This is a genomic window from Henriciella litoralis, assembly GCF_002088935.1.
In the GTDB taxonomy this organism is placed as follows: domain Bacteria; phylum Pseudomonadota; class Alphaproteobacteria; order Caulobacterales; family Hyphomonadaceae; genus Henriciella; species Henriciella litoralis.
The window spans coordinates 2,323,966-2,347,629 of the sequence record NZ_NCSS01000006.1; the positions used below are offsets into that span (position 1 = coordinate 2,323,966).

A 23,664-nucleotide genomic window follows, 5' to 3' on the forward strand; every position below is an offset into this window, starting at 1 on the left:
CAAAATAGGGTATGCACCCTAAAAAATATAAATACACGGGAGGACTATATGGCTGACACGATGCAAATCTCGGACGATCCGATTGAGCGGAATCTGAAAGGGCCGATTGAGGACGTTGATCCGAGCGAGGCGATCCTGTTCGAGAGCCAAGCCTATCATGAGGTTTTCAGGCGCCTTCGCCGCGAAGACCCGGTTCATTACACTGCCAAAAGTGCGTTCGGGCCGTACTGGTCGATTACCAAGTTTCAGGACATCGTCACGGTCGATTCCAATCACAAGATCTTCTCGTCCGACCGGGATATCGTGATCGGCGATGCACCGGAGGACTTCGAGACGCCGATGTTCATCTCCATGGACCAGCCCAAGCATGATGTGCAGCGCCGGGCCGCGCAGCCTGCGGTGGCCCCCACGCAATTATCTGAGCTGGAAACGCTGATCCGCACGCGCGTCTGCAATATTCTGGACAGCCTGCCGGTCGGCGAGACATTCAACTGGGTCGACAAGGTCTCGATCGAGCTGACGACGCAGATGCTGGCGACCCTGTTCGACTTTCCGTTCGAGGACCGGCATTTGCTGCCCTACTGGTCAGATGTGACGACGACGAGCGAGACAGTCGGCGCGGACGCCGACATGGCAGAGCGTGCCCGCATCCTCGGCGAATGCCTCGCTTACTTCACCGAGCTCTGGAAAGACCGCGCCGCCAAGCCGCGCCAGTTCGATTTCATCTCGCTGCTCGCACATGACCCCGAGACCAAGGATATGATCAACAATCCGATGGAGCTGCTCGGCAATATGATGCTGCTCATTGTGGGCGGCAATGACACGACCCGGAACTCGATCTCGGGCGGGGTCTATTTCCTCAACAAGAACCCCGACCAGTATGAAAAGCTGAAAGCCAATCCGGACTTGATCCCGAACATGGTGTCAGAGATTATCCGGTATCAGACGCCGCTGGCCCATATGCGGCGCAATGCGCTTGAGGATTTCGAGCTGGGCGGCAAGACGATCAAGAAGGGCGACAAGGTGGTGATGTGGTACGCTTCCGGCAACCGCGATGAAGACGTGATCGAGGACCCGGACGCCTTCCGCGTTGATCGTGAACGCGCCCGGCATCATGTTTCCTTCGGCTTTGGTATCCACCGCTGCATGGGCAACCGTGTCGCCGAGATGCAGCTGCGTATTCTCTGGGAAGAGATTCTCGCGCGGTTTGACCGGATCGAGATGATGGCAGAGCCGACACGTGTGCGGTCCAACTTCGTGACGGGCTATACCCACTTGCCGGTGCGCCTGCATCCGAAACTGTAAGCGGCGTATGCGGACACGTGACCGGATCATCGATACGGCTCGACGCCTGTTTAATCGGCTACACTATGCGCATGTGACCACGGCAATGCTGGCGGCTGAAGTCGGCATTGCCGAGGGCAATCTATGGTACCATTTCAAGACGAAGCGGGACCTGTTGGAGGCCCTTTCAGAGCAGTTCATCGCGCGCAACAAGGCTCGCCTCGCGATTGTGCCGGACCATGCGGACGTGCTCGCCTCCTATGTCGGTTATCTCGAGGTGCTGGCGGCTGAGTTGCGGGATTTCCGCTTTCTTTATCGCGACCAGGCCGATTATGGCGCCCATACCGATGCGCTCGAGCAGCGACTGCCAGAGATCTATGCCAAGTCTCATTCCGGCTTCAGCGCGTTTTTTCTTGCTATGCGGGATGCGGGGCTTCTGGACATCGAAGACACCGAGATCGACGATCTTGCCACGAACGCAATCATCGTGATCCGTTACCAGCTTGAATATCTGCGAGAGTCTGGTCAGGCGGAAACTGAGGGCTCAGGTGCCGTTACGAGAGGTATAAAGCAACATTTGACCTTGTTTTCTCATCGGCTTACGCCTGCCGCAAAAGCAGAGCTGGAGCGACGTATTGGCGCCTTGTCCAGCAATGGCTTGAAAATTGGTGACGCCTGCGTCATGTAACGGCGTATATTGGGAGGAAAGCGGATTTGGACCTGTCCAGTTCAGAAAAGATTGTGATCATTGGTGGTGGCCAGGCGGGCGCGCAGGCCGCGCAATCGCTTCGGCTGTTCGGCTATGAGGGCGCGATCACGCTTGTCGGCGATGAGACCGCGCTGCCCTATCAGCGGCCACCGCTCTCAAAGGCCTATATGAAAGGTGAGCTTGGCGAAGACCGGCTCTATTTCAAACCGGCCGCCTGGTATGAAGACAATAATGTCGAGACACTTCTCTCCCAGAGCGTGGAGCGCATTGAGCGCAGCACGCGTGAGGTGGTGCTGGAGCATGGCGGGCGCCTGTCCTATGACGCGCTGATCATTGCGACCGGCTCTCGCCCGCGCGCCTTGCCCGTGCCTGGCGCGGATTTGAAGAATGTGTTCGACCTGCGCGGTCTTGCCGATGTCGAACATATCCAGCCGAAGATGATCGAGGGGCGCAAGCTCGTGATCATCGGGGCGGGGTATATCGGCCTTGAAGCCGCAGCCGTTGCGCGCCAGCTTGGCCTTGAAGTGACGGTGCTGGAAATGGCGCCGCGCGTTCTTGAGCGTGTCACAAGCCCGGTCATCAGCGAATTCTATCAGGACCTTCATGCCAGCCACGGTGTCGATATCCGGACCGGCGCGCGCCTTTCCTCTCTGAAAGGCAAGGACGGGGCGGTGACGCATGCGGTGCTCGCCGATGGCGAGGAGATCGAGGCGGATATGGTGCTCGCCGGGATCGGGATTGTGCCGAACATCGAGCTCGCTGCCGAAGCTGGTCTACCGTGCAAGAACGGCATCATCGTTGATGACAATGCGCAGACGAGCGATCCACGGATTTTCGCGGCAGGCGACTGCACGGTGCGCCCACTCAGCCATTATGCGCGCACGGGGCGCCTTGAAAGCGTTCACAACGCCATCGAACAGGGCAAACTCGCGGCCGCTGCGATCATGGGCAAAAAAGCCCCGCCGCTGGATTGCCCATGGTTCTGGTCTGACCAGTATGATGTGAAGCTGCAGATTGCCGGTCTGTCCGAGGGCTATGACGAAATCGTCGTGCGGGGCGACCGGGCGAGCGGCAAATTTGCCGCCTTCTATCTGAAGAATGGACGCCTGATCGCAGTCGATGCGATCAATAGTCCGCCAGAATTTATTGCATCCAAACGCCTAATCATGTCTGGTGCGCACATTGCGCCTCAGACGCTGGGCGATACATCCATAAGCATGAAAGAGATTGCGGCGCAGGCCGCCTGAGGAGACACGAGAAGACCATGCCAACAATTACCTTTATCGATCACGACGGTACCGAACGCCCAATCGAAGCCAAGAATGGCGAAACCGTCATGGAAACGGCGATCAAGAACTCTGTGCCCGGCATCGACGCCGATTGCGGCGGCGCATGTGCCTGCGCGACCTGCCACGTCTATGTCGACACCTCCTTCATGGACAAGGTTGGCCAGCCGGAAGAAATGGAGCAGTCGATGCTCGATTTCGCCGAGAACGTTCAGGAGAATTCCCGCCTGTCCTGCCAGATCACAATCTCCGATGAGCTTGATGGTCTGAAAGTGACAACGCCTGAAAGCCAGCACTAATTGCCGGCCTATAGCGAGCTGATTGGTGGGCTGAAGCCTGCCGGTCCTGGGCGGATTGAAACGACAATCCCGGAAGACTGGATGCAGGGTCGCACGACCTATGGCGGGCTGACGGCTGCGCTCTGCCTCGAGGCGGCCAAGCATCTGGTGGATGACATGCCCGTGCGGGCCGCGCAGGTCGCGTTTGTCGGGCCTGTGGGCGGCGATGTGGCCGTGTCGTCAACGATCCTGCGGCGCGGCAAGTCATCTGCGTTTGTGTCGGCCGACATGGTGAGCGCGGACGGGATTATGGCCCGTTGCCTGTTCACCTTCGGCGCGAAACGCCCTTCATCGCTCAGCCAGGCGGCGCCGCGCGCGCCGGACCTTCAATCCCCTGATGACTATCCATCCTTTTTCGGCGACCAGCGCCCGACCTTTGCCAACCATTTCAATATAAGGCTGGCCGCAGGGAGTTTCCCTGTCACTGGCGCCGAGACAGGCGACATGCTGCTCTGGCTGAGGCACAAGGATGCCAATGCGCCGATGACGGATACGACCCTGCTGGCGATCGCGGATTCGCCGCCGCCAGCGGTCATGCCGATGATGAAAATGCCAGGCCCTGTCAGCTCGATGACGTGGATGGCGGAATTCCTGACCGATGATATCTCGACGCAGGATGGCTGGTTCATCGCCCACCACGTGTCACAGTCCGCCACAGATGGCTATTCAAGCCAGTCGATGCGGTTGTGGTCAGCCGACGGCACGCCGATAATGATCGGGCGCCAGACGGTTGCGGTGTTTGCTTGAGGGCTTGCGGGCCTAGTTGACCAGCGCTGCTTTCAGATCGCTCAGATAGTCGACCTGCGCCTGAAGGGCGCTGACGTGCGGGCCGTCTTTGCCTTGTTCGAGCAGCTTGGCTTTTGCCGCTTCGAGGTCTTCAGTGACTTTCGCGACATCGGTGCTACCAAGATCGACAGCTTCCTCGGCCAGAATGGTGAGGCCAGCTGGCGTGATGTCAGCAAAACCGCCGCGCACGAAGAGGCGCATCTTGGTGGTGTCGCCATCGAGAACGCGCACAACGCCATTCTTCAGCGTGGTCATGAAGGGGGCATGGTTCACCAGCACGCCGAACTCGCCTTCCGTGCCCGGAGCGATCACGTGATCGACTTCGCCGGAGAACAGCTCCTTGGCAGGAGATACGAGAGAAAAGTGAAGCTTGTCAGCCATGAGATATGTCCGATTTGAATTCGCTGTGGTTTCAATACTTGTCTGAGCGCCAATGTCCACCGGGACGTGCTGTCGCGGATGAGGTTTCGCCTATTTTGCTGGTGGTGGGAGAGGCTCGCAGGCGGCAATAATACTGTCGACGGCATCGAGTAGCGTGGCTGGCGCGCCGGCCCGGCCGGAGAACTCGACGCTCGCTTTTGAACCGGCATTGATCGAGTAGGCGGTGACAGTGAGCCAAGGCGAATGGGCGATAGCGGGGGCCGTCTCGCTGGGGGTGCCATAGTTTTCGATGTTCAGATTGCCGAGTGAGATGCTCTCGACCTTGTCGAGGGCTGCCGGAAAGGCGTCGCAAGTGCGGCTAGTCCAGATACGGGTTCTAAGGGTTGGGGCTTCGCCAAGGACGGCCGGGTCCTGATAGCCGCTCCAGTCGATCGTGCGGGCCATGAGATCTTTGCCAGGCTTGATGCCGAGGGATTTGAGGTAATCTGCGGCGCGCTGTGGGTCGAAATCTGCAATCCATTTTGCGGCAAAGGACTTTGCGTCCCGGGCATCATTCACCCTGAGCTGCCAATAGCATTTCTCCGCGATTTCCTCGGCGGACAGGGCTGAGGTACCGACGATGAATGGCATGATGCTGTTCGGATCATAGTCGCATTGCTGCTCGATGCCGCCGACGGAGTCGGTATAGGGCCAGTCACCGAGGATGCTGAAGCTGAGGACGCGGACCGTGCTGCCAAGCGACAGCATCAGCTCTGTGCTTTTCACGCTCTCACGGACGGCTTTCGCAGCTTCACGCTCTGTCCAGCGGATGAAGTGGCGCTGCATCGCGGCGGTGTCATAGCCCTCGATGGTCTCCGGTGTGCCGTCAGGCAGGCCTGGTGGGACCGGCGGAGGTGCGGCCTCAGCGGCAGTAAGGCCAAGCGAGAGGAAGGCGAGGCCAGACAAGGCGGCTCTGATCATTTTTTTGCGTCCCAAAAACGATAACAGCCGCATCGTTTCCGATGCGGCTGCTAAAATCAATTGGATTTTGAAAGCGCGGTCTACGCGTCTTCCATCATCTTTTCGGCTTTCTTGATCACCTGGTCGATGTTGCCGACCATGTAGAAAGCTTGTTCTGGCAGGTGGTCATACTCACCAGCGATGAGGCCTTTGAAGCCCTTGATCGTGTCTTCGAGCTTGACCTGCTCACCTGGCGAACCGGTGAAGACTTCAGCCACGTCGAACGGCTGGGACAGGAAGCGCTCGACTTTACGGGCACGGGCAACGACCATTTTGTCTTCTTCGGACAGTTCGTCCATGCCGAGGATGGCGATGATGTCCTGAAGTTCCTTGTAGCGCTGCAGGATTTCCTGCACGCCGCGAGCGACTTCATAGTGTTCCTGACCGACGGTGATCGGGTCAAGGATACGCGAGGTGGAGTCGAGCGGGTCAACAGCCGGGTAGATGCCTTTTTCCGAGATGGCGCGGTTAAGAACCGTGGTCGCATCAAGGTGGGCGAACGAGGTGGCTGGCGCAGGGTCGGTAAGGTCATCGGCTGGCACGTAGATGGCCTGGACCGAGGTAATCGACCCCTTGTTGGTGGAGGTAATACGTTCTTGCAGCTGACCCATGTCGGTGGCCAGCGTTGGCTGGTAGCCCACAGCCGAAGGAATACGGCCGAGAAGGGCGGACACTTCGGAACCGGCTTGCGTGAAGCGGAAGATGTTGTCGACGAAGAACAGAACGTCCTTGCCTTCCTGGTCACGGAAGTACTCAGCTTGAGCAAGACCAGTCAGAGCAACACGGGCACGTGCGCCTGGAGGCTCGTTCATCTGACCGTAGACCAGCGTCACGCGGCTGTCGCCTTCGAGGTTGATCACGTTGGATTCGATCATCTCGTAATAGAGATCGTTACCTTCACGTGTGCGCTCACCAACGCCGGCAAACACAGAGTAGCCGCCGAAGAGTTTCGCGATGTTGTTGATCAGTTCCTGAATAAGAACCGTCTTGCCGACGCCAGCACCGCCGAAGAGGCCGATCTTGCCGCCTTTTGCGTATGGGCAGAGCAGGTCGATGACCTTGATGCCGGTCACGAGGATCTCGGCTTCGGTCGACTGGTCGACGAATTCAGGGGCCGGCGCGTGGATCGGGGCGCGGGTCTTGGTGGCGACCGGGCCGCGCTCGTCAATCGGCTCACCGATGACGTTCATGATACGGCCGAGCGTTTCAGGGCCAACAGGCACCATGATCGGCTCGCCAAGGTCTGTCACCGGGTGGCCGCGAACGAGGCCTTCGGTGGAGTCCATCGCGATCGTGCGGACAACGTTCTCACCGAGGTGCTGAGCAACTTCGAGAACGAGGCGGTTGCCGTTATTGTCGGTTTCAAGCGCGTTCAGAATGTCGGGAAGGTGGCCGTCGAACTCAACGTCGACAACGGCGCCGATAACCTGTGAAATTTTACCGGTCGGGCCGGAAGCAGAGCTGCTCATGGAAGGCGTCTCCTTGGGAGCGGGTGTCGTTTTGGGCTTTTTAGCCGGCTTGGATTTTGCCGCCGGCTTAGGGGCAGGTTCTGTTTTTGAGGCGGCCGCAATTGCAGGGGCCACATCGACCAGCTTGATGCCGCGACGCTCGCTGGCCTGGGCTGGTTTGCAAACACCGCAGGCGCGGGTGTCTTTCTGGTTCAGGGCGTTGGCCTGGGTCTCGGCCTCGGCGAAAGTCTTGTAGGGGCCGTGCCACTTGTCATCATCATTGGTCTGGTCGCCACCGACGCCCTGACCGTGATTGCAATAGCGGCAGTCCGCAGCATGGATGCGGGCGCGCTTGTTACCGAAATTTTCGTAAATCCAGAAATTCATCGCATCCAGCTCCTATAGCGCCTCAGCACCGGAGATGATCTCGATCAGCTCCTTGGTGATCTGTGCCTGGCGGGCACGGTTATATTGCAGGGACAGATCATCAATCATGTCGCCGGCATTGCGCGTGGCATTGTCCATCGCGGTCATACGGGCGGCCTGTTCGCCAGCGCCGCTTTCCAGCATGGCGGAGATGAGCTGCGTGTTAATATAGCGTGGCAGAAGCGTCTCGAGAATTTCTTCCTGTGACGGCTCGTAGATGTAAATCGCGCCCTTGAGGTCAATCACCGGGGCATCATCAGGCGCCTTGGCCGGAATAAGCTGCTGGGCGACTGGGACTTGGCTGATGACGTTCTTGAACTGGCTGTAGACCAGTGTGGCAACGTCAAATTCGCCATCTTCAAAGCGGGTTGTGATGTCTTTGCCGAGGCCGATGCCGGCTTCGGTATAGTCATTGCCGCGGACGTCGGAGAGATCGACATGGCCGACGAAGAACTCAGCGTAATCACGCTTGAGCTGCTCACGGCCTTTTTTGCCAACGGTCAGGATCCTGACCGTCTTGCCTTCACCGACGAGGCGGCGGATCAGCGTGCGGGCTTCTTTCACCACATAGGTGTTGAAGCCGCCAGCCAGACCGCGCTCGGACGTCATGACGACGACGAGGTGCGTCTGGTCAGAGCCGGTGCCGGACAGGAGTTTCGGCCCGGTTGAGCCGTCCCCCATGGAGCTCGCCAGATTGGCCACGACAGCAGACATACGCTGGGCGTATGGCCGCGAGGCTGCAGCGGCGTCTTGCGCGCGCTTCAGCTTGGCCGCGGCCACCATCTGCATGGCCTTGGTGATCTTCCGCGTGGATTTCACGCTGGAGATCCGGTTTTTCAGATCCTTCAGGCTGGGCATTGCTCAGCTCCTACTCGCGTGACGGTTCTAGGCGAACGACTTGGTGAAATCTTCGAGCGTCGATTTGATCTCGGCTTCGATTTCGTCGGTCAGGGCCTTCTCCTTGCGGATCTTGGCCAGAAGCTCCTTCTTCGCACCGCGCAGGTGGGTCAGAAGTTCCTTCTCATAACGGGTGACCTGACGGGCAGGCACGGTGTCGATATAGCCGCGGGTACCGGCATAGATCACGACAACTTGCTCTTCCATCTGAAGCGGCGAGAACTGTGGCTGCTTGAGCAGCTCGGTCAGACGCTCACCACGGTTCAGCAGGCGCTGGGTCGCGGCGTCGAGGTCGGAACCGAACTTCGCAAAGGCGGCCATCTCGCGGTACTGGGCGAGCTCACCCTTCATCGAACCGGCAACTTTCTTCATCGCCTTGGTCTGCGCAGCAGAACCCACGCGCGACACCGACAGGCCGACGTTCACGGCCGGACGGATGCCTTGGTAGAAGAGGTCGGTTTCGAGGAAGATCTGACCGTCGGTGATCGAAATCACGTTCGTTGGAATATAGGCCGACACGTCGTTGGCCTGGGTCTCAATGATCGGCAGAGCCGTCAGGGAGCCTGAACCATGATCTTCGTTCAGCTTCGCAGCGCGCTCAAGAAGGCGCGAGTGAAGGTAGAACACGTCACCTGGGTAAGCTTCGCGGCCTGGTGGGCGACGCAGAAGCAGGGACATCTGACGATAGGACACAGCCTGCTTGGACAGGTCATCATAGATGATCAGGGCGTGCATGCCATTGTCGCGGAACCACTCGCCGATCGTACAGCCGGTGAACGGTGCAAGATACTGAAGCGGGGCAGGCTCGGACGCCGTTGCCGAAACGATGACAGTGTAGTCGAGGGCGCCGCGCTCTTCGAGCGTCTTGACGACCTGGGCAACCGTGGAACGCTTCTGACCGATAGCGACATAGACGCAGAACAGCTTGTCGCTGTCGTTCTTGGCAGCTTCGTTGGTCTGCTTCTGGTTCAGGATCGTGTCGACACAGATTGCGGTCTTGCCGGTCTGACGGTCACCAATGATCAGCTCACGCTGGCCGCGGCCAACCGGGATCATGGCGTCGATGGCTTTGAGGCCCGTCATCATCGGCTCATGGACCGATTTACGTGGCAGGATGCCTGGGGCTTTAACGTCAACGCGGTTACGCGAAGCAACGTCTGTCAGTGGGCCCTTGCCGTCGATCGGCTCACCCAGCGGGTTCACGACGCGGCCGAGAAGGCCTTTACCGACAGGGGCGGCAACAATCTCGTTGGTCCGTTTAACAGTCGCACCTTCCTTGATGCCACGGTCGTCACCGAAAATCACGACGCCGACATTGTCGGCTTCGAGGTTGAGGGCCATGCCCTTGACGCCGCCGTCGAACTCGACGGTCTCGCCGGCCTGGACAGAGTCGAGGCCATAGACGCGGGCAATACCGTCACCGACGGACAGAACCTGTCCAACGTCGGAGACTTCTGCCTCGACACCAAAATTTTCGATCTGGGATTTCAGGATGCCTGAAATTTCTGCAGCGCTGATGTCCATCGAGCCTCTAAGCTCCCTTCATGGCGGTGTTCATACGTTCAAGTTTCGAGGCGACACTGGCATCGATCAAAGTTGATCCGACACGCAGCTGGATGCCGCCGATGAGGCCGGGGACGACCTCGGTTTCTAGTTCTACATCGCTGCCTACCGCTTTCGCGAGAACAGCTTCAAGTTTCTTGCGCTGTGCAGCGGTCATTTCTTCCGCCGTGCGGGCGACTGCACGCTTCACGCCGCGATGCTTGGCATAGAGTTCATCAAAATGTCCAGCCGCATCAACGATCTCGTTGGCACGGCCATTCATCGCCATGGTGGCGAGGAAGTTGGAGACCATCTTGCTGAACTTCGCTTTGTCAGCCAGCGCGCGCAGCGCTTTGGACTTGGCGTCGCGTGAGAAAGCCGGGGAGTCCAGAAGGCGTGTGAGATCGACGCTGGCTTTCGCCATCGAGATCACATCCTTCAGGTCCTTGTCGACCGTTGGAAGCTCGCCTTTTTCATTGGCGAGATCGAACAGGGCGCTCGCATAGCGGCGCGCTGTTTCATTAGCATGGGAGGCGGAAGCTGCGGCCAAGACCTTTTTCCGTCTGTTGGGGGCAGAAGCCCCGGGAGTGGAACACGAGTGTACGGATCGGGCGCACGAAGCCCCAACCCGATGCTTGGCAGGGCGCTTAGCACTTCGTTTCAGAGCTGACAACATGGCCGCAGCGGTAGAATTGCGACCGATTGGCACGTTGGGGCGCTAAAGCACCGTGTACGTTGTGTTCCGGGGCGGTTTGCGTTCCGCGCGGTCCTTTATGATCTGCAGGACATTGGACTGGATATCGCCGAGAATAAGCTCACCCCAGAGATAGGCATATGCATTGATGGGCGTCTGGGCAGTATAGGTCGTATCCAGGGTGAGCCGAACGCGATTTCCGGGCAATGGCTCCAGCCTGTAGCCGCCAGTCTCGATCCTGAGATGCGCGCTGTCTGGCGAAATATGTCGGTCGGAATGGCGCGAGATGGAATCGTTGGGAAACGCAAAGCGCCAGCGCATTTCAGTGCCGGTGTCGAGGTCGATCCGCTCTTCGAACGAGACGTCATTCTGCCAGCGGGCGAGCCGTGTCTCACCTGTCACGACAGCGGAAACGGGACGCGGCACGCCGAGAAGGTCCTGCGAGATATTCCAGCGTCCCTCGTCTGGAGAAATGTCGCGCATCTCCTTCAGCAGAGGCCGGACCGCTTCTGGCGGCGCGTCTATGGTGATGGCCCGACTTATGACATAGGTCTGCGCGCTTGGTTGAAGATACAGCTCCGCGCCGAGCATGGCATACGGCACCAGGAGGAAGGCTGCTCCGTTCACGCGCGGCCTGTTTGGGGCGCGGCGCACAGTGAGGCCCATGCAAACGACGCCGAGCCAGCCGCTGAATGCCCAGAACGGTGCGGCCATCACTACGCAGATTATGGCTTCCCGAAGGATCACGGCGCCGGCGAGGAAGACCACAAGCACGGTATAAAAGCTGACGCCCACAAGGCTGCCACCCTTCGCAAGGCGAAACAGTCTGAACAGCAATCTACCAATTGCGCCGATACAAAACGGGAGCCCTACCAGAATACTGAGGATCCCGATCATCGGATCGTATTTGCCTGTAGCGGCGATGATCCAGGGCACGAAGACAAGGGCAATGCCGAGCAGCAGGACAAACACCACGCCACCTCTGATCAGCCGTGTTGACGGTGACAGATCCGGGTCTGGTTGTCGTTCGTCTACCAAAGGCGCGCCTCCGTTAATGTCTGATAGAAGGTCTGCGAACGCGCCGCCAGCTAATTGGAGACGCTGCGACAATGTTCACCAAGGCGGTTCAGAGAAATGAATACGGATCAATATCTGCCGAGACGCGAACCGCAGATGGCAGCTTCATCGCTTTGAGCCAGGCGGCCATGTAGGCTGACAAATCTACGTCGCGGGGGCTGGTGATGAGGAAGCGGATGCGGTGGCGTCCGCGCAGCATTGAGATGGGCGCCGGGGCCGGGCCGTAGACAGTGACGCCTTCGCCATTGGGGGCGGCAGCACCGGCTGTGCGGCCTGCTTCGGCGATCATTTCAGGGGTCGGGGCGGAGATGATCAGTGCGGCCATACGCCCGAAAGGGGGCAGCATCAGCTCAGCGCGGACATCGCGTTCGATCTGCAAAAAGCCGTCCCTGTCACCGGCGGCGAGCGCGATCATGGCGGGGTTGTCGGGGCCATAGGTCTGCACGAGGGCGCGGCCGGGGCGTTCGGCGCGGCCTGCGCGTCCTGCGACCTGGCTCAGCAGTTGATAGGTGCGTTCACCGGCGCGAAGGTCTCCGCCTTTCATGCCGCTGTCTGCATCGACAACGCCGACCAAAGTGAGATTCGGGAAATTGTGGCCCTTGGCGACGATCTGCGTGCCGATGAGGACGTCGATCTCGCCGCCGGCCATGCGGTCAACAATGCCACGTGTTTCTTCGCCAGAGCGGGCGGTGTCGGAGGAGAAAATCTCGATCTTGGCCTCTGGCATCAGGAGGCGGACTTCCTCGGCGACGCGTTCAACGCCGGGGCCGACGCCCATCAGCGAATCCTTGGCGCCGCACATCGGGCATTTTTCCGGCTTGGGGATCGACCAGCCGGTGAGGTGGCAGACGAGGCGGTTGGTGTAGCGGTGCTCTGTCAGCCAGCTTTCGGTCGCGGGGCTTTTGAGGCGCTCGCCGCAAGCCTTGCAGATGACGAGCGGGGCATAGCCGCGCCGGTTGAGAAAGAGGAGGCTCTGCTCGCCTGCCGCGAAGGTCTCTTTCAGCGCATGGGTCAGCCGGGAGGACAGCCAGTGGCCTTTTTCGGGCGGGTCGACGCGCAGGTCGACCAGTTCAATCTCAGGCAGTTTGGCTGCGCCGGGGCGGGCGGAGAGTTTGAGGCGCTGGTAGCGGCCTTGCTCGGCGTTCACCATCGTCTCCAGCGCTGGGGTGGCCGAGGCGAGGATGATGGCGGCGTCTTCCAGCTTGGCGCGCATCACGCCCATGTCGCGGGCATGATAGGTGACGCCGTCTTCCTGCTTGAAGCTGGTATCGTGCTCTTCATCGATGATGATGAGTTTCAGATTGCGGAAAGGCAGGAAGAGGGCTGAGCGCGCGCCAATCACGATGCGGGCGCGGCCATGGGCGGTCTCGCGCCAGGTGCGGCGGCGTTCGGCGTCCGAGAGGCCTGAGTGCCAGGGCGCGGGCGGTGCGCCGAAACGGGCCTCGAAACGCGACAGGACAGCCTGAGTCAGGGCGATTTCCGGCAGGAGGACTAGGACCTGCGCGTCGTCGGCCTTTTGCAGGGCTTCGGCGATGGCTTCGAAATAGACTTCGGTCTTGCCGGACCCGGTGATGCCGTCGAGCAGGAAGGGCTGGAAGCCGCCCTTTGCGATGGCGGTGCGCAGCTCCGCGCCCGCTTCGGCCTGTTCGCCGGTGAGATGGGTGCCGACGCTGAAATCAGTGGGCTGGGCATAGGGCGCGTCGGTCTCGATTTCGCGGGCTTCGAGGGCGCCGATCTCGACGAGGCCTTTGACGACACCGGGGGAGACACCGGCCTGCCGGGCAAGTTCTGCGGCGCTGGTTGGCCCGGCGTCCTTGGCTGCATCGAGGACTTTCACCCGGGCATCCGTCATCCGGTTGGAGCGGAAGCCTGTCGGGACATAGATCGTCGAGGTCGGGGACGGGCGAAGGCCGCCGCGGGCGCGCAGCACCATTGCGAGGACATGGCCGGGCGCGGCGACATTGTAGCGGGCCGCAAAAGTGATGAAGCGCCGCATCGGCGCAGGCATGGGCGGGACGGGGAAGACGTCGAGGACCAGTTTCAGGGCGCGCTCATCGTCCGGTTTCTGATCAACGACCTCCCAGACGACGCCGGTCCGCTCAATCTTGCCGAGCGGGGCGCGGACATAGGCGCCGGGTTCGACGTCCATGCCGTCCGGAATGGTGTAGTCGAACGGCTCTGGCAGCGGGAGCGGGAAGAGGATGCGGGCGATTTTCATGTCTGGGAGACGGTTTAGTGCGCGTGGAGGGTGGCGTCACCCGAGGAGTTTCACTGGGCTGTGTGGTGGGTGGGAGAGAGCTGCTGATGTTTCGCCAGCGGCCTCGCCCTTCGCCCCTCATGGTGAGCGAAGTCGAACCACGCTCAGGATGAGGCCTTTGGAAGGTTCAAGAGGAGGAAATGTGCTGCTTCATCCTTCGACAGGCTCAGGATGAGGTTGAAGGGCGCGCGCTTGGCGCTGCGTCACGATTGACGGCGCGGGCCGGGGTGGCAGGCTCTCCACAACAAAAAAGACCGGAGGAAGCCCTATGACCGATATTCTGAAGATCGAGCGCCATGGTGATGTCAGCCTGCTGACGCTGAACCGGCCCGACGCGATGAACTCGCTCGATTACCCGCTCTATATGGCGCTGGAGGATGCGATCCGGGCCAGCGATGCGCGGTGTATCGTAATTACAGGGGCGGGCGAGCGGGCCTTCTGTGCGGGCGATGACGTCAAGCAGATCCTCTCCAAGGGCGCGCCCTCGACGCCGGAAATGGCTGAGCGGGCGAAGGCGACGGGCGGGCTGACCCCAGCGGCTGATGCGCTGCTGCATACCGACATTCCGGTGATTGCCGCGATCAATGGCTATGCGCTGGGGTGGGGCGCTGAACTTGCGATCATGGCGGACATGCGGGTGATGGCGGAGACGGCGAAGTTCGGGGAGATTTTCGTGACGCGCGGGCTTTGCTGTGATGCGCCGGGGCTGGGGCGGCTGGCACAGATCGTCGGGCGTGAGCAGGCGAGCGAGCTGCTCTTTACCGGCGATGTGATCGATGCGGCGCGGGCGAAAGAGATCGGGCTGGTGGGCCGGGTCGTGCCACAGGCGGAACTATTGCCGACGGCCATAGGCCTTGCGCAAAAGATCGCGGCGAACCCGCCACAGGCGGTACAGGCGCTGAAGGCAGGGCTTCGTCGCACGCTCGACCCGGACTGGCGGGACACGGGCAAGTGGGCGATCACCGAGATCAGGCGGCTGATGCAGACTGAGGATGCCAAGGAAAGCGCGGCGGCGTTTATCGAGAAGCGGACGCCGGTTTTTACCGGGCGGTAGGGGTTGGGGGTGTGCGGCTTCATCCTTCGACAGGCTCAGGATGAGGCTTCGACCCCTGCCTTCGCAGGGGCAGGCAGGCTCAGTCCTTCGACAGGCTCAGGATGAGGTTGTTTTATATCTCAAACGTCTCCTCACCCTGAGCTTGTCGAAGGGTGCTGCTCAACGGTTGCTGCCCGCCTGGTTCGACTTCGCTCACCATCCGGGCTGTGTGTGATGGTGCCTCAACATCCTCTTAATCTCTCGCGCTGACACTGATGGCATGGAGATTCTCAGCGCCTTTCTCGATTATGTCGGTCATGAGCGGCGTCTCGCCGACAATACGGTTGAGGCGTATGGCCACGATCTTGAGACGTTTTTCGGCTTTCTTGAGGGGCATCTCGGTGAAGAGATTGCGATCAAGGCGTTCCGGTATCTGCATGCGAGCGACATTCGCGCCTTTCTGGCCAAGCGGCGGCGCGATGGCCTGTCGGACGCGTCGATTGCGCGGGTGCTGTCGGCGATAAAGACATTTTACCACTGGCTGGACCTTCATCACGGTATCGAAAACCCGGAAATCGCCTTCCTGCAGGGGCCGCGCCGCAGTGCCCGTCTGCCGCGGCCGGTGTCTGTTTCGGCGGCGCGCGACATGATCGAGACCGCCGAAGCGTTTGGCAAAGAGCCGTGGATTGCCGCGCGCGATGTCGCGGTGCTGACCCTGCTCTACGGGGCGGGCTTACGGATTTCAGAGGCGCTGAATCTCGATGGCGGGATGGCAAATGCGCCTGCGCGCCTGCGGATTACTGGCAAGGGCGGCAAGGTGCGTCTGGTGCCTCTGATCCCGGCGGTGCGTGATGCGATGAATGAATATGCCCGGCTTTGCCCTTACCGGATGGGGCCGGAGACGCCGTTCTTTTATGGGGCGCGGGGCAAACGGTTGCAGCCGGCGATCGTGCAGCGGGGCGTTCAGGGCTTGCGCGGGGCGCTCGGCCTGCCGGAAACGGCGACGCCGCATGCGCTGCGCCATGCCTTTGCAACGCATCTTCTCTCGCATGGGGCTGATCTGAGGGCGATCCAGACGCTGCTTGGCCATGCGAGCCTTTCGACAACGCAGGTCTATACCGGTGTGGATTCAGAGCGCTTGCGCGCCGTTCACGCGAGCGCGCATCCGCGCGGGTGAACCGAAACGGGTTTCAATCCGTTAATCTGGTATGCCGACCTCGAATGATCTTGCCGAAGAGCGGACCGACCTCGCCCATGATCGCACTGACTGGGCTGAAGACCGGACGATCCTGGCCAATGAGCGCACCTTTGCGGGCTGGATGCGAACCGGGCTCGCGTCAGCCGCTCTTGGGCTTGGTTTCCAGGCAATCTTCCGGGTGGTCGAGCCGACCTGGCTCGCCAAGGCCGGCGCGAGCATCTTTCTGGTCATTGCGATCATCGTCTTCTGGCTGGCACAGGCGAAAGCCTGCAACCTCGCAGAGCGGATGGACTCCCACGCGGCCACGCCGATGGGTCATTCCAATTTCAGACGGATTTCACTGCTCTTTATTGTCGGGACAGCGACGCTTTCGGTGATCCTCTGGTTGCTATGATCATTTGAGAGCGATTGACGTGAGCCTTTGAAGGCTGAACAAGCGCGGCGATGGTTCTCTGGATTCCGATCACATTTGCAGCTGCCTTTGCGCAGAATCTGCGTTCGCTCTTGCAGAAGAAGCTTCGCAGCGAGCTTAGCATCTGGGGGGCGACGTCGGCGCGGTTTATCTATGCGGCTCCGCTCGCGGCCATTGTGGCGGCTGTGCTGTGGGGCACCAGCGATACCGTTATGACCATGCCGGGTATCCGGTTTACCGGCCTGATGGTGGTGGGCGGCCTTGCGCAGATCATTGCGACGGGCTGCATGATCCACCTGTTTTCCTATCGAAATTTCGCGGTGGGCACGGCGTTCACGAAAACTGAAGTGCTGCAGACGGCGCTCTTCGGCCTGGTGCTGCTGGGCGAAGGGATTAGCCTGCCGGCTTTGCTGGCGATCATTGCAGGGCTCGTCGGCATCCTGCTGATCTCGTTGCCTGCAGAGCCGGGCAAGTCGCGTTTCGCCCTTGATGGCCGCGTGATTTACGGCATCGTTTCAGGCGGATTTTTTGGTCTGTCGGCCGTGTGCTTTCGAGGGGCGTCTCTGGCGCTGGGGGATGGGCCTGCGCTTTTAAGGGCCAGCCTGACGCTGGCCTGTGTCCTGGCGTTTCAGGCCTTGGTGATCAGCGTCTTTCTGAAGCTGAAGGAGGCGGGTGAGCTATCGCGCGTCTTCCGCGCCTGGAAGATTGCCGGACTGGTCGGTGTCGCCGGCATGCTGGCTTCGCTCGGCTGGTTTACGGCGATGACGCTGGAGAATGCCGCCCATGTCCGTGCGGTCGGGCAGGTCGAGATCATTTTCACCATCCTGACCTCATGGTTCGTCTTCAAGGAGAAGATCAATGCGCGCGAGCTGGCGGGCCTTGCGGTGCTGACCGCCAGCATCGTGGCGCTGGTCGTGATGGCGTGAGCCTATTTCTTCATGAAGGCGGCGATGCGGTCCTGCATGTCAGGGCCAACGCCTTCATTCTCCATGATTTCCCATTGCAAGCCGGCATCGAGGGCGTCCATGTCGGTCGCTTCGAGAAGGCGCTTGTTTGCGGCATGGCTGAAGGGCGAGTTGGCGAGGATCTGGCGGGCGAAGGCTTCAAGGTCTGTCTCAAAGCTTTCATCCGGGTAGACCGCTTCGCAGAGGCCAATGCGGAGAGCCTCATCTGCGCGAACGGTTTCAGCGGTGAACATGAGGCGTTTGGCGGTGGCGATGCCGACGCGGCGGGGCAGGCGCTGGCTCATGCCCCAGATCGGGGTGAGCGCCCATTTGGCATGCGTGTCGGCGAATTTGGCCGACTGGGAGGCGAGGATAAAGTCTGCCGCCAGCGCGACTTCGAGGGCGCCGGTATAGCAGTGCCCATGAACGGCGGCGATAACCGGCTTGGGCAGCTTTTCCATCAGGCGAAGGGTTTCTGAATGCCAGCCGCGGGAGGGGACTTTCTCGCCCTCGGCAATGTCGCCAAGGTCATGTCCGGCGGAAAAGCATTTGCCCGCCCCGCGCAGGATGACGACGCCGATACTGTCGTCTGATTTCAGGTCGATGATGTGCTCACGCAGTTCACGAAACATGGCCACGGTCAGCGAGTTGAGCTTGTCCGGCCGGTTCAGGGTGAGCCAGCAGATGCCGTTATCATTGATGCGTAGAACCAGATCGCTCATCGCTTTTGTCTCCTCGATTTTCGGTCGAGGGTAGAGCCGCTGGCGACAAGCGCAATCGGTGCCGCGTGGTCAGTCCGGCTTTTCCATGCCGAAACGGCTCGCAAAAATCTTGTCCAGCCAGCGCTTCGGGATGTGGGTCGGGATGGTCCAGTTGGTGAACTTGTTTGGCACGGGGGCATAGCGCGCCTTGGGGCTGGAATCGGTGAGCGCGGTTTCGATGACCTGAGCGATCTTTTCCGGCTCAAGGCCTTCGCGCCCGCCTTTCAGCATGGTGTCTGAGAATTTGCTGATCGGCTCTGCCCAGGCGGAATTGGCGTAGGGCTCATCCTTGTTCATGTCCTCGGCCTTATCCCAGATCGGGGTCTTCACCGAGCCGGGGCCGATGGCGATGGCGTCGATGCCATAGATGATCAGCTCGCGGCGGAAACTGTCGGTCATGCTTTCAACCGCGTGCTTGGTCGCGGTGTAGGCGCCGAGGAAAGGGGCGGCGATGCGCCCGCCAAGCGAGGTAATGTTGATGATGCGGCCGGGGCTGCCGATGCGGGAGGTGTCCATGCCGAGCAGGGGGAGGAAGGCTTGCGTCGCGTTCAGCGTGCCGAAGACATTGACCTCGAAATGCTGGCGAAACTCATCCGCGGGCTGGAGGGCGAGCGGGCCCATATTTGCGATGCCGGCATTGTTGACGAGACCGTCCAGGGTTTGTCCGTCGAGTGCCTTGGAGACGGTTTCAACCGCAGCGCGGACCTGATCGGTCTTGGCGACATCCAGAATGATCGGCTTGATATTGCTGTTGGCCTTTTTCAGTGGCTCGCCATCCGACATCTTTCGAACGCCTGCAAAGACGCGCCAGCCCTGACCGGCGAGATATTCTGCTGCGGCGCGGCCAATGCCGCTGGAGGCGCCTGTGATGACGACTGTTTTCATACCCGTTCGCTCCAATTGCGTATCTCAGCTGAAAGCTAGGATGGCGGGGGGCCAAGTCGAGTCGGCTGGGCAGGTTTGCCGCGCTTAGGTGTCGTCCGGATCTGACTTGATCAGGCGCAGCACCGGTTTTGCGCGCTTGGTTGGCGCAGTGACAGGTTTTTCAGGCCGGTCTGGCAGCTCGCTCGCCTTGACGAGGCCCAGGATCGGTTTTGTGCCGGGTTCGGGCCGGGGCGGTGCGGCAGGTTTTTCAGCGTCCACATCGTCGTCGAGCTGGCGGATGCGCGGGCTGAAGGCGGGTTTCTTGCCGGCGCCGAGTGGCTTGCGCGTCTTGAAGCCGCCCCCTTTGCCGCGTGCTTTCTTGTCGATCTCGCGCAGCTTCTGGGTCTGAAGGGCTGACATCGGATCATCGAGATTGCCCTTGTCCGGATCGGCAAAGGCCGAGCCGAAGGTTTCGATGCGTTCCTCGACCTCCTGCAGAAACTCCTTTTCCCAGTCAGACAGCTTCGGGCCTTCGCCGCGCGCAGCGAGATCAGCCGCCTTGCGCAGCTTGCGCAGAGCTTTTCGTTTCTTTTTCTCGTCAATATCGCGTGGCATGCTGCACTAGAGAATAATTGGCCCGGCGCCGAACGCAAACCTCGCGCGTTCATCCCGTGCCAGCAAGGTGGAGATAAGCGTTTGGTAGAGTCGATTGAAAGCCAGTGCTGCATTGCGGGCGGCGGACCGGCCGGCATCATGCTTGGCTATTTGCTGGCGCGGCAGGGCGTGAACGTCACAGTGCTGGAAAAGCATGGCGATTTCCTGAGAGACTTTCGCGGTGACACGGTTCACCCCTCAACCATGCAGGTGCTGCATGAGCTGGGCCTGCTGGAAGCTTTCCTGAAGCACCCGCATCAGAAAACAGAGCGCATTGGCCTCAATTTCAACGGCAAGCCCTATCAGATGGTGGACTTCACCCATCTGCCGACGGAGGCGAAATTCGTGGCCTTCATGCCGCAATGGGACTTTCTCAACTTCGTCGCGGATGAGGCGCGGAAGATGCCGAATTTCCGGCTGATGATGTCGACCCGTGCTGACAAGCTTATCGGGTCGCAGGGGCAGATCATGGGGGTTAGGGCGAGCGGTCCGGACGGGGAGTATCGTATCCGCGCGCCGCTTACGGTTGCCTGTGACGGGCGGGACTCCACCATGCGGGACGCTGCGCGTCTGAAGCTCGTCGACAAGGGCGCGCCGATTGATGTGCTGTGGTTCCGCGTGCCGCGCGAAGAAGGCGACGGCGATGAACAATCCTTCGGCTATGTCGGGCCGGGCGGCTTCCTGGTGACGATCAATCGCGGCAGCTATTGGCAATGCGCCTTTCTGATCGAGAAGGGCGGCGAGGCAGCCGTCAGAGAGGCGGGGATTGAAGCGTTCCGGGAGAAGGTTGGCGCGCTTGCAGCCCCGCTCGAAGGTCGGCTGGACGCGGTGACAAGCTTTGACGATGTCAAATTGCTGAACGTGCAGGTGTCCCGGCTGCTGCGATGGTGGCGCGAGGGCTTTCTCGCGATTGGCGACGCCGCGCATGCCATGTCACCGGTTGGCGGCGTCGGGATCAATCTGGCGCTGCAGGACGCAATTGCCGCTGCGCGTATGCTGGGGCCGCATTTGCTGGCCGGGACAGTGACAGGGGAAGCGCTTGCCGCCGTTCAGGAGCGGCGCGAATGGCCCGCGAAAGTCACCCAGTCGGCCCAGGTCTTCGTGCATGAGAAAGTGCTGCTGCCAGCCATCAGGGGCAACTCGCCAAAGCGGCCCCCGCTCATGGTGCGGACGCTCGACAAGGTGGCATTGCTGCGGCGTTTGCCAGCGCGGGCGATTGGCCTTGGGGCTCGCCCTGAACACTGGCCGAAAGACCTGCGCTAGATCTCGCCCAGCGCGATCAGATAGGTTTCCAGCACGGCTTCCTGCTCTTCGCGTTCCTGGCGATCCTGCTTGCGGACGCGGACGACCTGGCGCAGCGCCTTGGTGTCATATCCCATGGCCTTGGCCTCGGCGTAGACATCCTTGATCTGGTCAGCGAAGGTCGAGCCTAGGGTTTATATGCGCTCGTCAAATTCCTGCAGGAACTTTTACCCCAGTCCGACAGTTCAGGGCCCTCGCACGCGCCGTAAAATCCGCAGCTTTGCCCAACCCGAGAAAAGCTGTTCGTTTCATTTTTCCGCTAACTTCGATCAGTATTCAAACGACCATCGCCCTTATTCGATTGGATGCCAGCAGAAAACTGAACTAGATGACAGAAAATACTATTTAGTGCGATGTTGAGCAACACAATTGAGAAACTTGGGAGTTCTATTGCGAAGCAGTCATGAACTACAAGTGAAGGTCAGCTCTGTATCGCCCTGACTGTCTTCAAATTTTTTCAAACCGTAGGTGTTGCCGCCAACTTTCACGGAGTGGGCGTCTCCCTCCCAAACATATCCATCACCAACAGCATAATAGTACATTATGGAGTTGTTTGTTTTTAACCGTTTATTGTCCTCCGAGCTTAGGTAATTCGTTTCATAGGGGTCGAAATTCCACCAGTATTTGGTGTTCCAGTCGTTGGATAAATCTTTGTAGTGGATGAGAATCGATATCTCTTTATGACAATTATTCGTCACCTTAATACCGAAACCGTTCGTTGATGATGAGGTGGAAGATGCCGATGATGTCTCGTCTCCGCAGCCGTCCGTCAAAGCACAAAGCAGTACCGCGGCACCTATGCCCCAAAGTGCCGTTTCGCCGACGTCGTCACTGAATGAGTCTTCATAGCTGCGAAGCAGCCGACTTGAACTTACCCATTCCGTGCGCGCATTGTCATCGTAGCGAATTAATACTTTGCGGCTTTGAGAATCAACTTTGACTGCAATTGCGGTTCTATTGGAGCCCACCCCGCTCACTGAGTATCGCGCGCTAGGAACGACTTCATCAATCGGCACAGCCTGCGCTGTGAAGGCCGAACAAATTATCGCCGCTGATACTACGCACGCTAGACGCATATTCATTTGGCTGCCCCCCGACAATGATTAACAATTCCTAATTAATCATTGGATGAAGCAGAGTCAACCAAAGGGAGAGTGCGGCCATTCTAGCTTTGCTCGATCCTATTTCTGCAGCCTTCTGTTCTTTCTGCCGAGCTAGGGTCTCAACCCTCGACTTAGTCCATGAGTTCTTTCTCTCATTGAACGCCCAGACCAGATGCCATCACTTCAGGCCGGTCTGATCAAAACGCAAAGGTGGAGGTCTCGCGCCCACGCCCTGAACACTGGCCAAAGGACCTGCGCTAGATCTCGCCCAGCGCGATCAGATAGGTTTCCAGCACGGCTTCCTGCTCTTCGCGTTCCTGGCGGTCCTGTTTGCGGACGCGAACGACCTGGCGCAGCGCCTTGGTGTCATACCCCATGGCTTTGGCCTCGGCGTAGACATCCTTGATCTGGTCAGCGACTTCTTTTTTCTCTTCTTCGAGGCGTTCGATACGCTCGACGGTGAGGCGCAGCTTTTCGCGTGCGGCGTCTGTCAGCTTGGCGTCATCCATGACTGTTGCTCCGGTTAACCCTGGTCGATGAGCGCGGGTTCTAGTCGCTGCGGGCGGGTCTGGCGACCCCGGATCGCACTGCAGGTGGCTCTCACGCTCACTTTATCCACACGCATTTGTGAGTCGAAGCTTCGCGCAGGCGCCCTATATTCCCTGCTATGACACAGATATCGAAACGCTTTTCCCGCCGCGGCATCCTGTTAGGGGGTGTCGCAGGGACCATTATCGCCGCCTGCACCAATTCCAGAAGCGAGGCAGACGTCCCCGGCGCCTCGACGACAGAGTATGCGGACACCAAGTGGCGTCAGCTGACCGAGGCCGAATGGCGCGAGCGGCTGGACCCAGCTTCATTCAATGTACTGCGCAAGGAAGACACCGAGCGGGCCTTTACCTCGCCCCTCAATGACGAGAAGCGCGAAGGCGTCTTTCACTGTAAAGGGTGCGACCTTCCGCTGTTCAAATCCGAATGGAAGTACAATAGCGGCACCGGCTGGCCGAGCTTTTATGAAGTCATCGACGGCGCGGTCGGGACCAAGGCTGACAATACGCTCTTCATGACGCGGACCGAATATCACTGCGCGCGATGCCTCGGCCATCAGGGTCATGTCTTCAAGGACGGACCGGCCCCGACAGGCCTGCGGTACTGCAACAATGGCGCGGCGCTGACATTCAAGCCTGCCTGAGGGTTGGAGGGGGGGCGTTGTGCGGCTTAAAGTTGCGACATGACCAATCAAATCGCCAGATGGTGGCGCGATGACGT

25 protein-coding genes are annotated in these 23,664 nt (G+C 60.0%); 11 read left to right on the forward strand and 14 right to left on the reverse strand.

Annotated features, from left to right (window positions below; all coding sequences use genetic code 11):
- The first annotated feature begins 48 nt into the window (after positions 1–48).
- From B8783_RS14915 to B8783_RS14935, 5 genes are read left to right on the forward strand one after another with little or no spacing between them, the layout of a single operon-like run.
- Complete coding sequence (locus B8783_RS14915; protein ID WP_084420881.1) at positions 49–1,305, forward strand: cytochrome P450; 1,257 nt, start codon at positions 49–51, stop codon at positions 1,303–1,305.
- Positions 1,306–1,312: 7 nt separating this feature from the next.
- Positions 1,313–1,972 (forward strand): TetR/AcrR family transcriptional regulator, encoded by a 660-nt coding sequence (locus B8783_RS14920; protein ID WP_084420882.1) that lies wholly within the window; start codon positions 1,313–1,315, stop codon positions 1,970–1,972.
- A 32-nt stretch (positions 1,973–2,004) separates the two neighbouring features.
- Complete coding sequence (locus tag B8783_RS14925; protein ID WP_084422129.1) at positions 2,005–3,240, forward strand: NAD(P)/FAD-dependent oxidoreductase; 1,236 nt, start codon at positions 2,005–2,007, stop codon at positions 3,238–3,240.
- Positions 3,241–3,257: 17 nt separating this feature from the next.
- Positions 3,258–3,578: a 2Fe-2S iron-sulfur cluster-binding protein gene (locus B8783_RS14930; protein WP_084420883.1), complete on the forward strand. Its 321-nt coding sequence runs from the start codon at positions 3,258–3,260 to the stop codon at positions 3,576–3,578.
- Complete coding sequence (locus B8783_RS14935; protein WP_139792385.1) at positions 3,579–4,364, forward strand: thioesterase family protein; 786 nt, start codon at positions 3,579–3,581, stop codon at positions 4,362–4,364.
- A gap of 12 nt (positions 4,365–4,376) precedes the next feature.
- Here the strand turns inward: B8783_RS14935 and B8783_RS14940 are convergent, their stop codons facing one another.
- From B8783_RS14940 to B8783_RS14975, 8 genes are all read right to left on the reverse strand, one after another.
- The gene (locus B8783_RS14940) at positions 4,377–4,784 is read right to left on the reverse strand and encodes a F0F1 ATP synthase subunit epsilon (RefSeq protein WP_084422131.1); all 408 of its coding nucleotides are present in this window, start codon (positions 4,782–4,784) and stop codon (positions 4,377–4,379) included.
- A 90-nt stretch (positions 4,785–4,874) separates the two neighbouring features.
- On the reverse strand, positions 4,875–5,744 hold the full coding sequence (locus B8783_RS14945) for a hypothetical protein (RefSeq protein WP_084420884.1): 870 nt from the start codon (positions 5,742–5,744) through the stop codon (positions 4,875–4,877).
- 80 nt (positions 5,745–5,824) lie between these two features.
- Positions 5,825–7,252, reverse strand: coding sequence for a F0F1 ATP synthase subunit beta (atpD, locus tag B8783_RS14950; protein WP_084422132.1), 1,428 nt, complete (start codon positions 7,250–7,252; stop codon positions 5,825–5,827).
- Positions 7,253–7,630: 378 nt separating this feature from the next.
- A complete protein-coding gene (locus B8783_RS14955) occupies positions 7,631–8,515 on the reverse strand; it encodes a F0F1 ATP synthase subunit gamma (RefSeq protein WP_084420885.1) in 885 nt (294 codons plus the stop codon).
- Between the two features lie 27 nt (positions 8,516–8,542).
- A complete protein-coding gene (gene atpA, locus B8783_RS14960; RefSeq protein WP_084420886.1) occupies positions 8,543–10,078 on the reverse strand; it encodes a F0F1 ATP synthase subunit alpha in 1,536 nt (511 codons plus the stop codon).
- A 7-nt stretch (positions 10,079–10,085) separates the two neighbouring features.
- Positions 10,086–10,646 carry an ATP synthase F1 subunit delta gene (gene atpH, locus B8783_RS14965; RefSeq protein ID WP_084420887.1) on the reverse strand — a complete coding sequence of 187 codons (561 nt, stop codon included), beginning with the start codon at positions 10,644–10,646 and terminating at the stop codon, positions 10,086–10,088.
- A gap of 168 nt (positions 10,647–10,814) precedes the next feature.
- The gene (locus tag B8783_RS14970; protein ID WP_139792386.1) at positions 10,815–11,828 is read right to left on the reverse strand and encodes an SRPBCC family protein; all 1,014 of its coding nucleotides are present in this window, start codon (positions 11,826–11,828) and stop codon (positions 10,815–10,817) included.
- A gap of 88 nt (positions 11,829–11,916) precedes the next feature.
- Positions 11,917–14,085 carry a primosomal protein N' gene (locus tag B8783_RS14975; protein WP_084420889.1) on the reverse strand — a complete coding sequence of 723 codons (2,169 nt, stop codon included), beginning with the start codon at positions 14,083–14,085 and terminating at the stop codon, positions 11,917–11,919.
- Positions 14,086–14,392: 307 nt separating this feature from the next.
- On the opposite strand from B8783_RS14975, the gene B8783_RS14980 reads away from it, so the two are divergent.
- The 4 genes from B8783_RS14980 (at position 14,393) to B8783_RS14995 (ending at position 17,693) form a co-directional block, all read left to right on the forward strand.
- Positions 14,393–15,178 carry an enoyl-CoA hydratase/isomerase family protein gene (locus B8783_RS14980; RefSeq protein WP_084420890.1) on the forward strand — a complete coding sequence of 262 codons (786 nt, stop codon included), beginning with the start codon at positions 14,393–14,395 and terminating at the stop codon, positions 15,176–15,178.
- A 259-nt stretch (positions 15,179–15,437) separates the two neighbouring features.
- Positions 15,438–16,334: a tyrosine recombinase XerC gene (locus B8783_RS14985; RefSeq protein WP_084420891.1), complete on the forward strand. Its 897-nt coding sequence runs from the start codon at positions 15,438–15,440 to the stop codon at positions 16,332–16,334.
- A gap of 31 nt (positions 16,335–16,365) precedes the next feature.
- Complete coding sequence (locus tag B8783_RS14990; RefSeq protein WP_084420892.1) at positions 16,366–16,749, forward strand: YidH family protein; 384 nt, start codon at positions 16,366–16,368, stop codon at positions 16,747–16,749.
- Between the two features lie 50 nt (positions 16,750–16,799).
- On the forward strand, positions 16,800–17,693 hold the full coding sequence (locus B8783_RS14995) for a DMT family transporter (RefSeq protein ID WP_084420893.1): 894 nt from the start codon (positions 16,800–16,802) through the stop codon (positions 17,691–17,693).
- Positions 17,694–17,695: 2 nt separating this feature from the next.
- On the opposite strand, the gene B8783_RS15000 is transcribed toward B8783_RS14995, so the two are convergent.
- The 3 genes from B8783_RS15000 to B8783_RS15010 all read right to left on the reverse strand — a co-directional run bounded on the left by B8783_RS15000 (position 17,696) and on the right by B8783_RS15010 (position 19,951).
- On the reverse strand, positions 17,696–18,433 hold the full coding sequence (locus B8783_RS15000; protein WP_084420894.1) for an enoyl-CoA hydratase/isomerase family protein: 738 nt from the start codon (positions 18,431–18,433) through the stop codon (positions 17,696–17,698).
- A gap of 69 nt (positions 18,434–18,502) precedes the next feature.
- Positions 18,503–19,357 (reverse strand): SDR family oxidoreductase, encoded by an 855-nt coding sequence (locus B8783_RS15005; RefSeq protein ID WP_084420895.1) that lies wholly within the window; start codon positions 19,355–19,357, stop codon positions 18,503–18,505.
- 84 nt (positions 19,358–19,441) lie between these two features.
- Positions 19,442–19,951 carry a hypothetical protein gene (locus B8783_RS15010; protein WP_084420896.1) on the reverse strand — a complete coding sequence of 170 codons (510 nt, stop codon included), beginning with the start codon at positions 19,949–19,951 and terminating at the stop codon, positions 19,442–19,444.
- An 81-nt stretch (positions 19,952–20,032) separates the two neighbouring features.
- Here B8783_RS15010 and B8783_RS15015 point away from each other — a divergent pair, with 81 nt between their 5' ends.
- Positions 20,033–21,253: an FAD-dependent oxidoreductase gene (locus B8783_RS15015; protein WP_084420897.1), complete on the forward strand. Its 1,221-nt coding sequence runs from the start codon at positions 20,033–20,035 to the stop codon at positions 21,251–21,253.
- Here B8783_RS15015 and B8783_RS15020 read toward each other — a convergent pair.
- The 3 genes from B8783_RS15020 to B8783_RS15025 all read right to left on the reverse strand — a co-directional run bounded on the left by B8783_RS15020 (position 21,250) and on the right by B8783_RS15025 (position 22,904).
- Positions 21,250–21,399, reverse strand: a complete 150-nt coding sequence (locus B8783_RS15020; RefSeq protein ID WP_267889696.1) for a DUF2312 domain-containing protein — start codon at positions 21,397–21,399, stop codon at positions 21,250–21,252. The two genes, B8783_RS15015 and B8783_RS15020, sit on opposite strands and share 4 nt — an antisense overlap.
- 294 nt (positions 21,400–21,693) lie before the next feature.
- Positions 21,694–22,374: a hypothetical protein gene (locus B8783_RS18390; protein ID WP_139792387.1), complete on the reverse strand. Its 681-nt coding sequence runs from the start codon at positions 22,372–22,374 to the stop codon at positions 21,694–21,696.
- Positions 22,375–22,652: 278 nt separating this feature from the next.
- Complete coding sequence (locus tag B8783_RS15025; protein ID WP_084420898.1) at positions 22,653–22,904, reverse strand: DUF2312 domain-containing protein; 252 nt, start codon at positions 22,902–22,904, stop codon at positions 22,653–22,655.
- A 158-nt stretch (positions 22,905–23,062) separates the two neighbouring features.
- Here B8783_RS15025 and msrB point away from each other — a divergent pair, with 158 nt between their 5' ends.
- Positions 23,063–23,587: a peptide-methionine (R)-S-oxide reductase MsrB gene (gene msrB / locus B8783_RS15030; protein ID WP_084420899.1), complete on the forward strand. Its 525-nt coding sequence runs from the start codon at positions 23,063–23,065 to the stop codon at positions 23,585–23,587.
- Positions 23,588–23,664 lie beyond the last annotated feature (77 nt).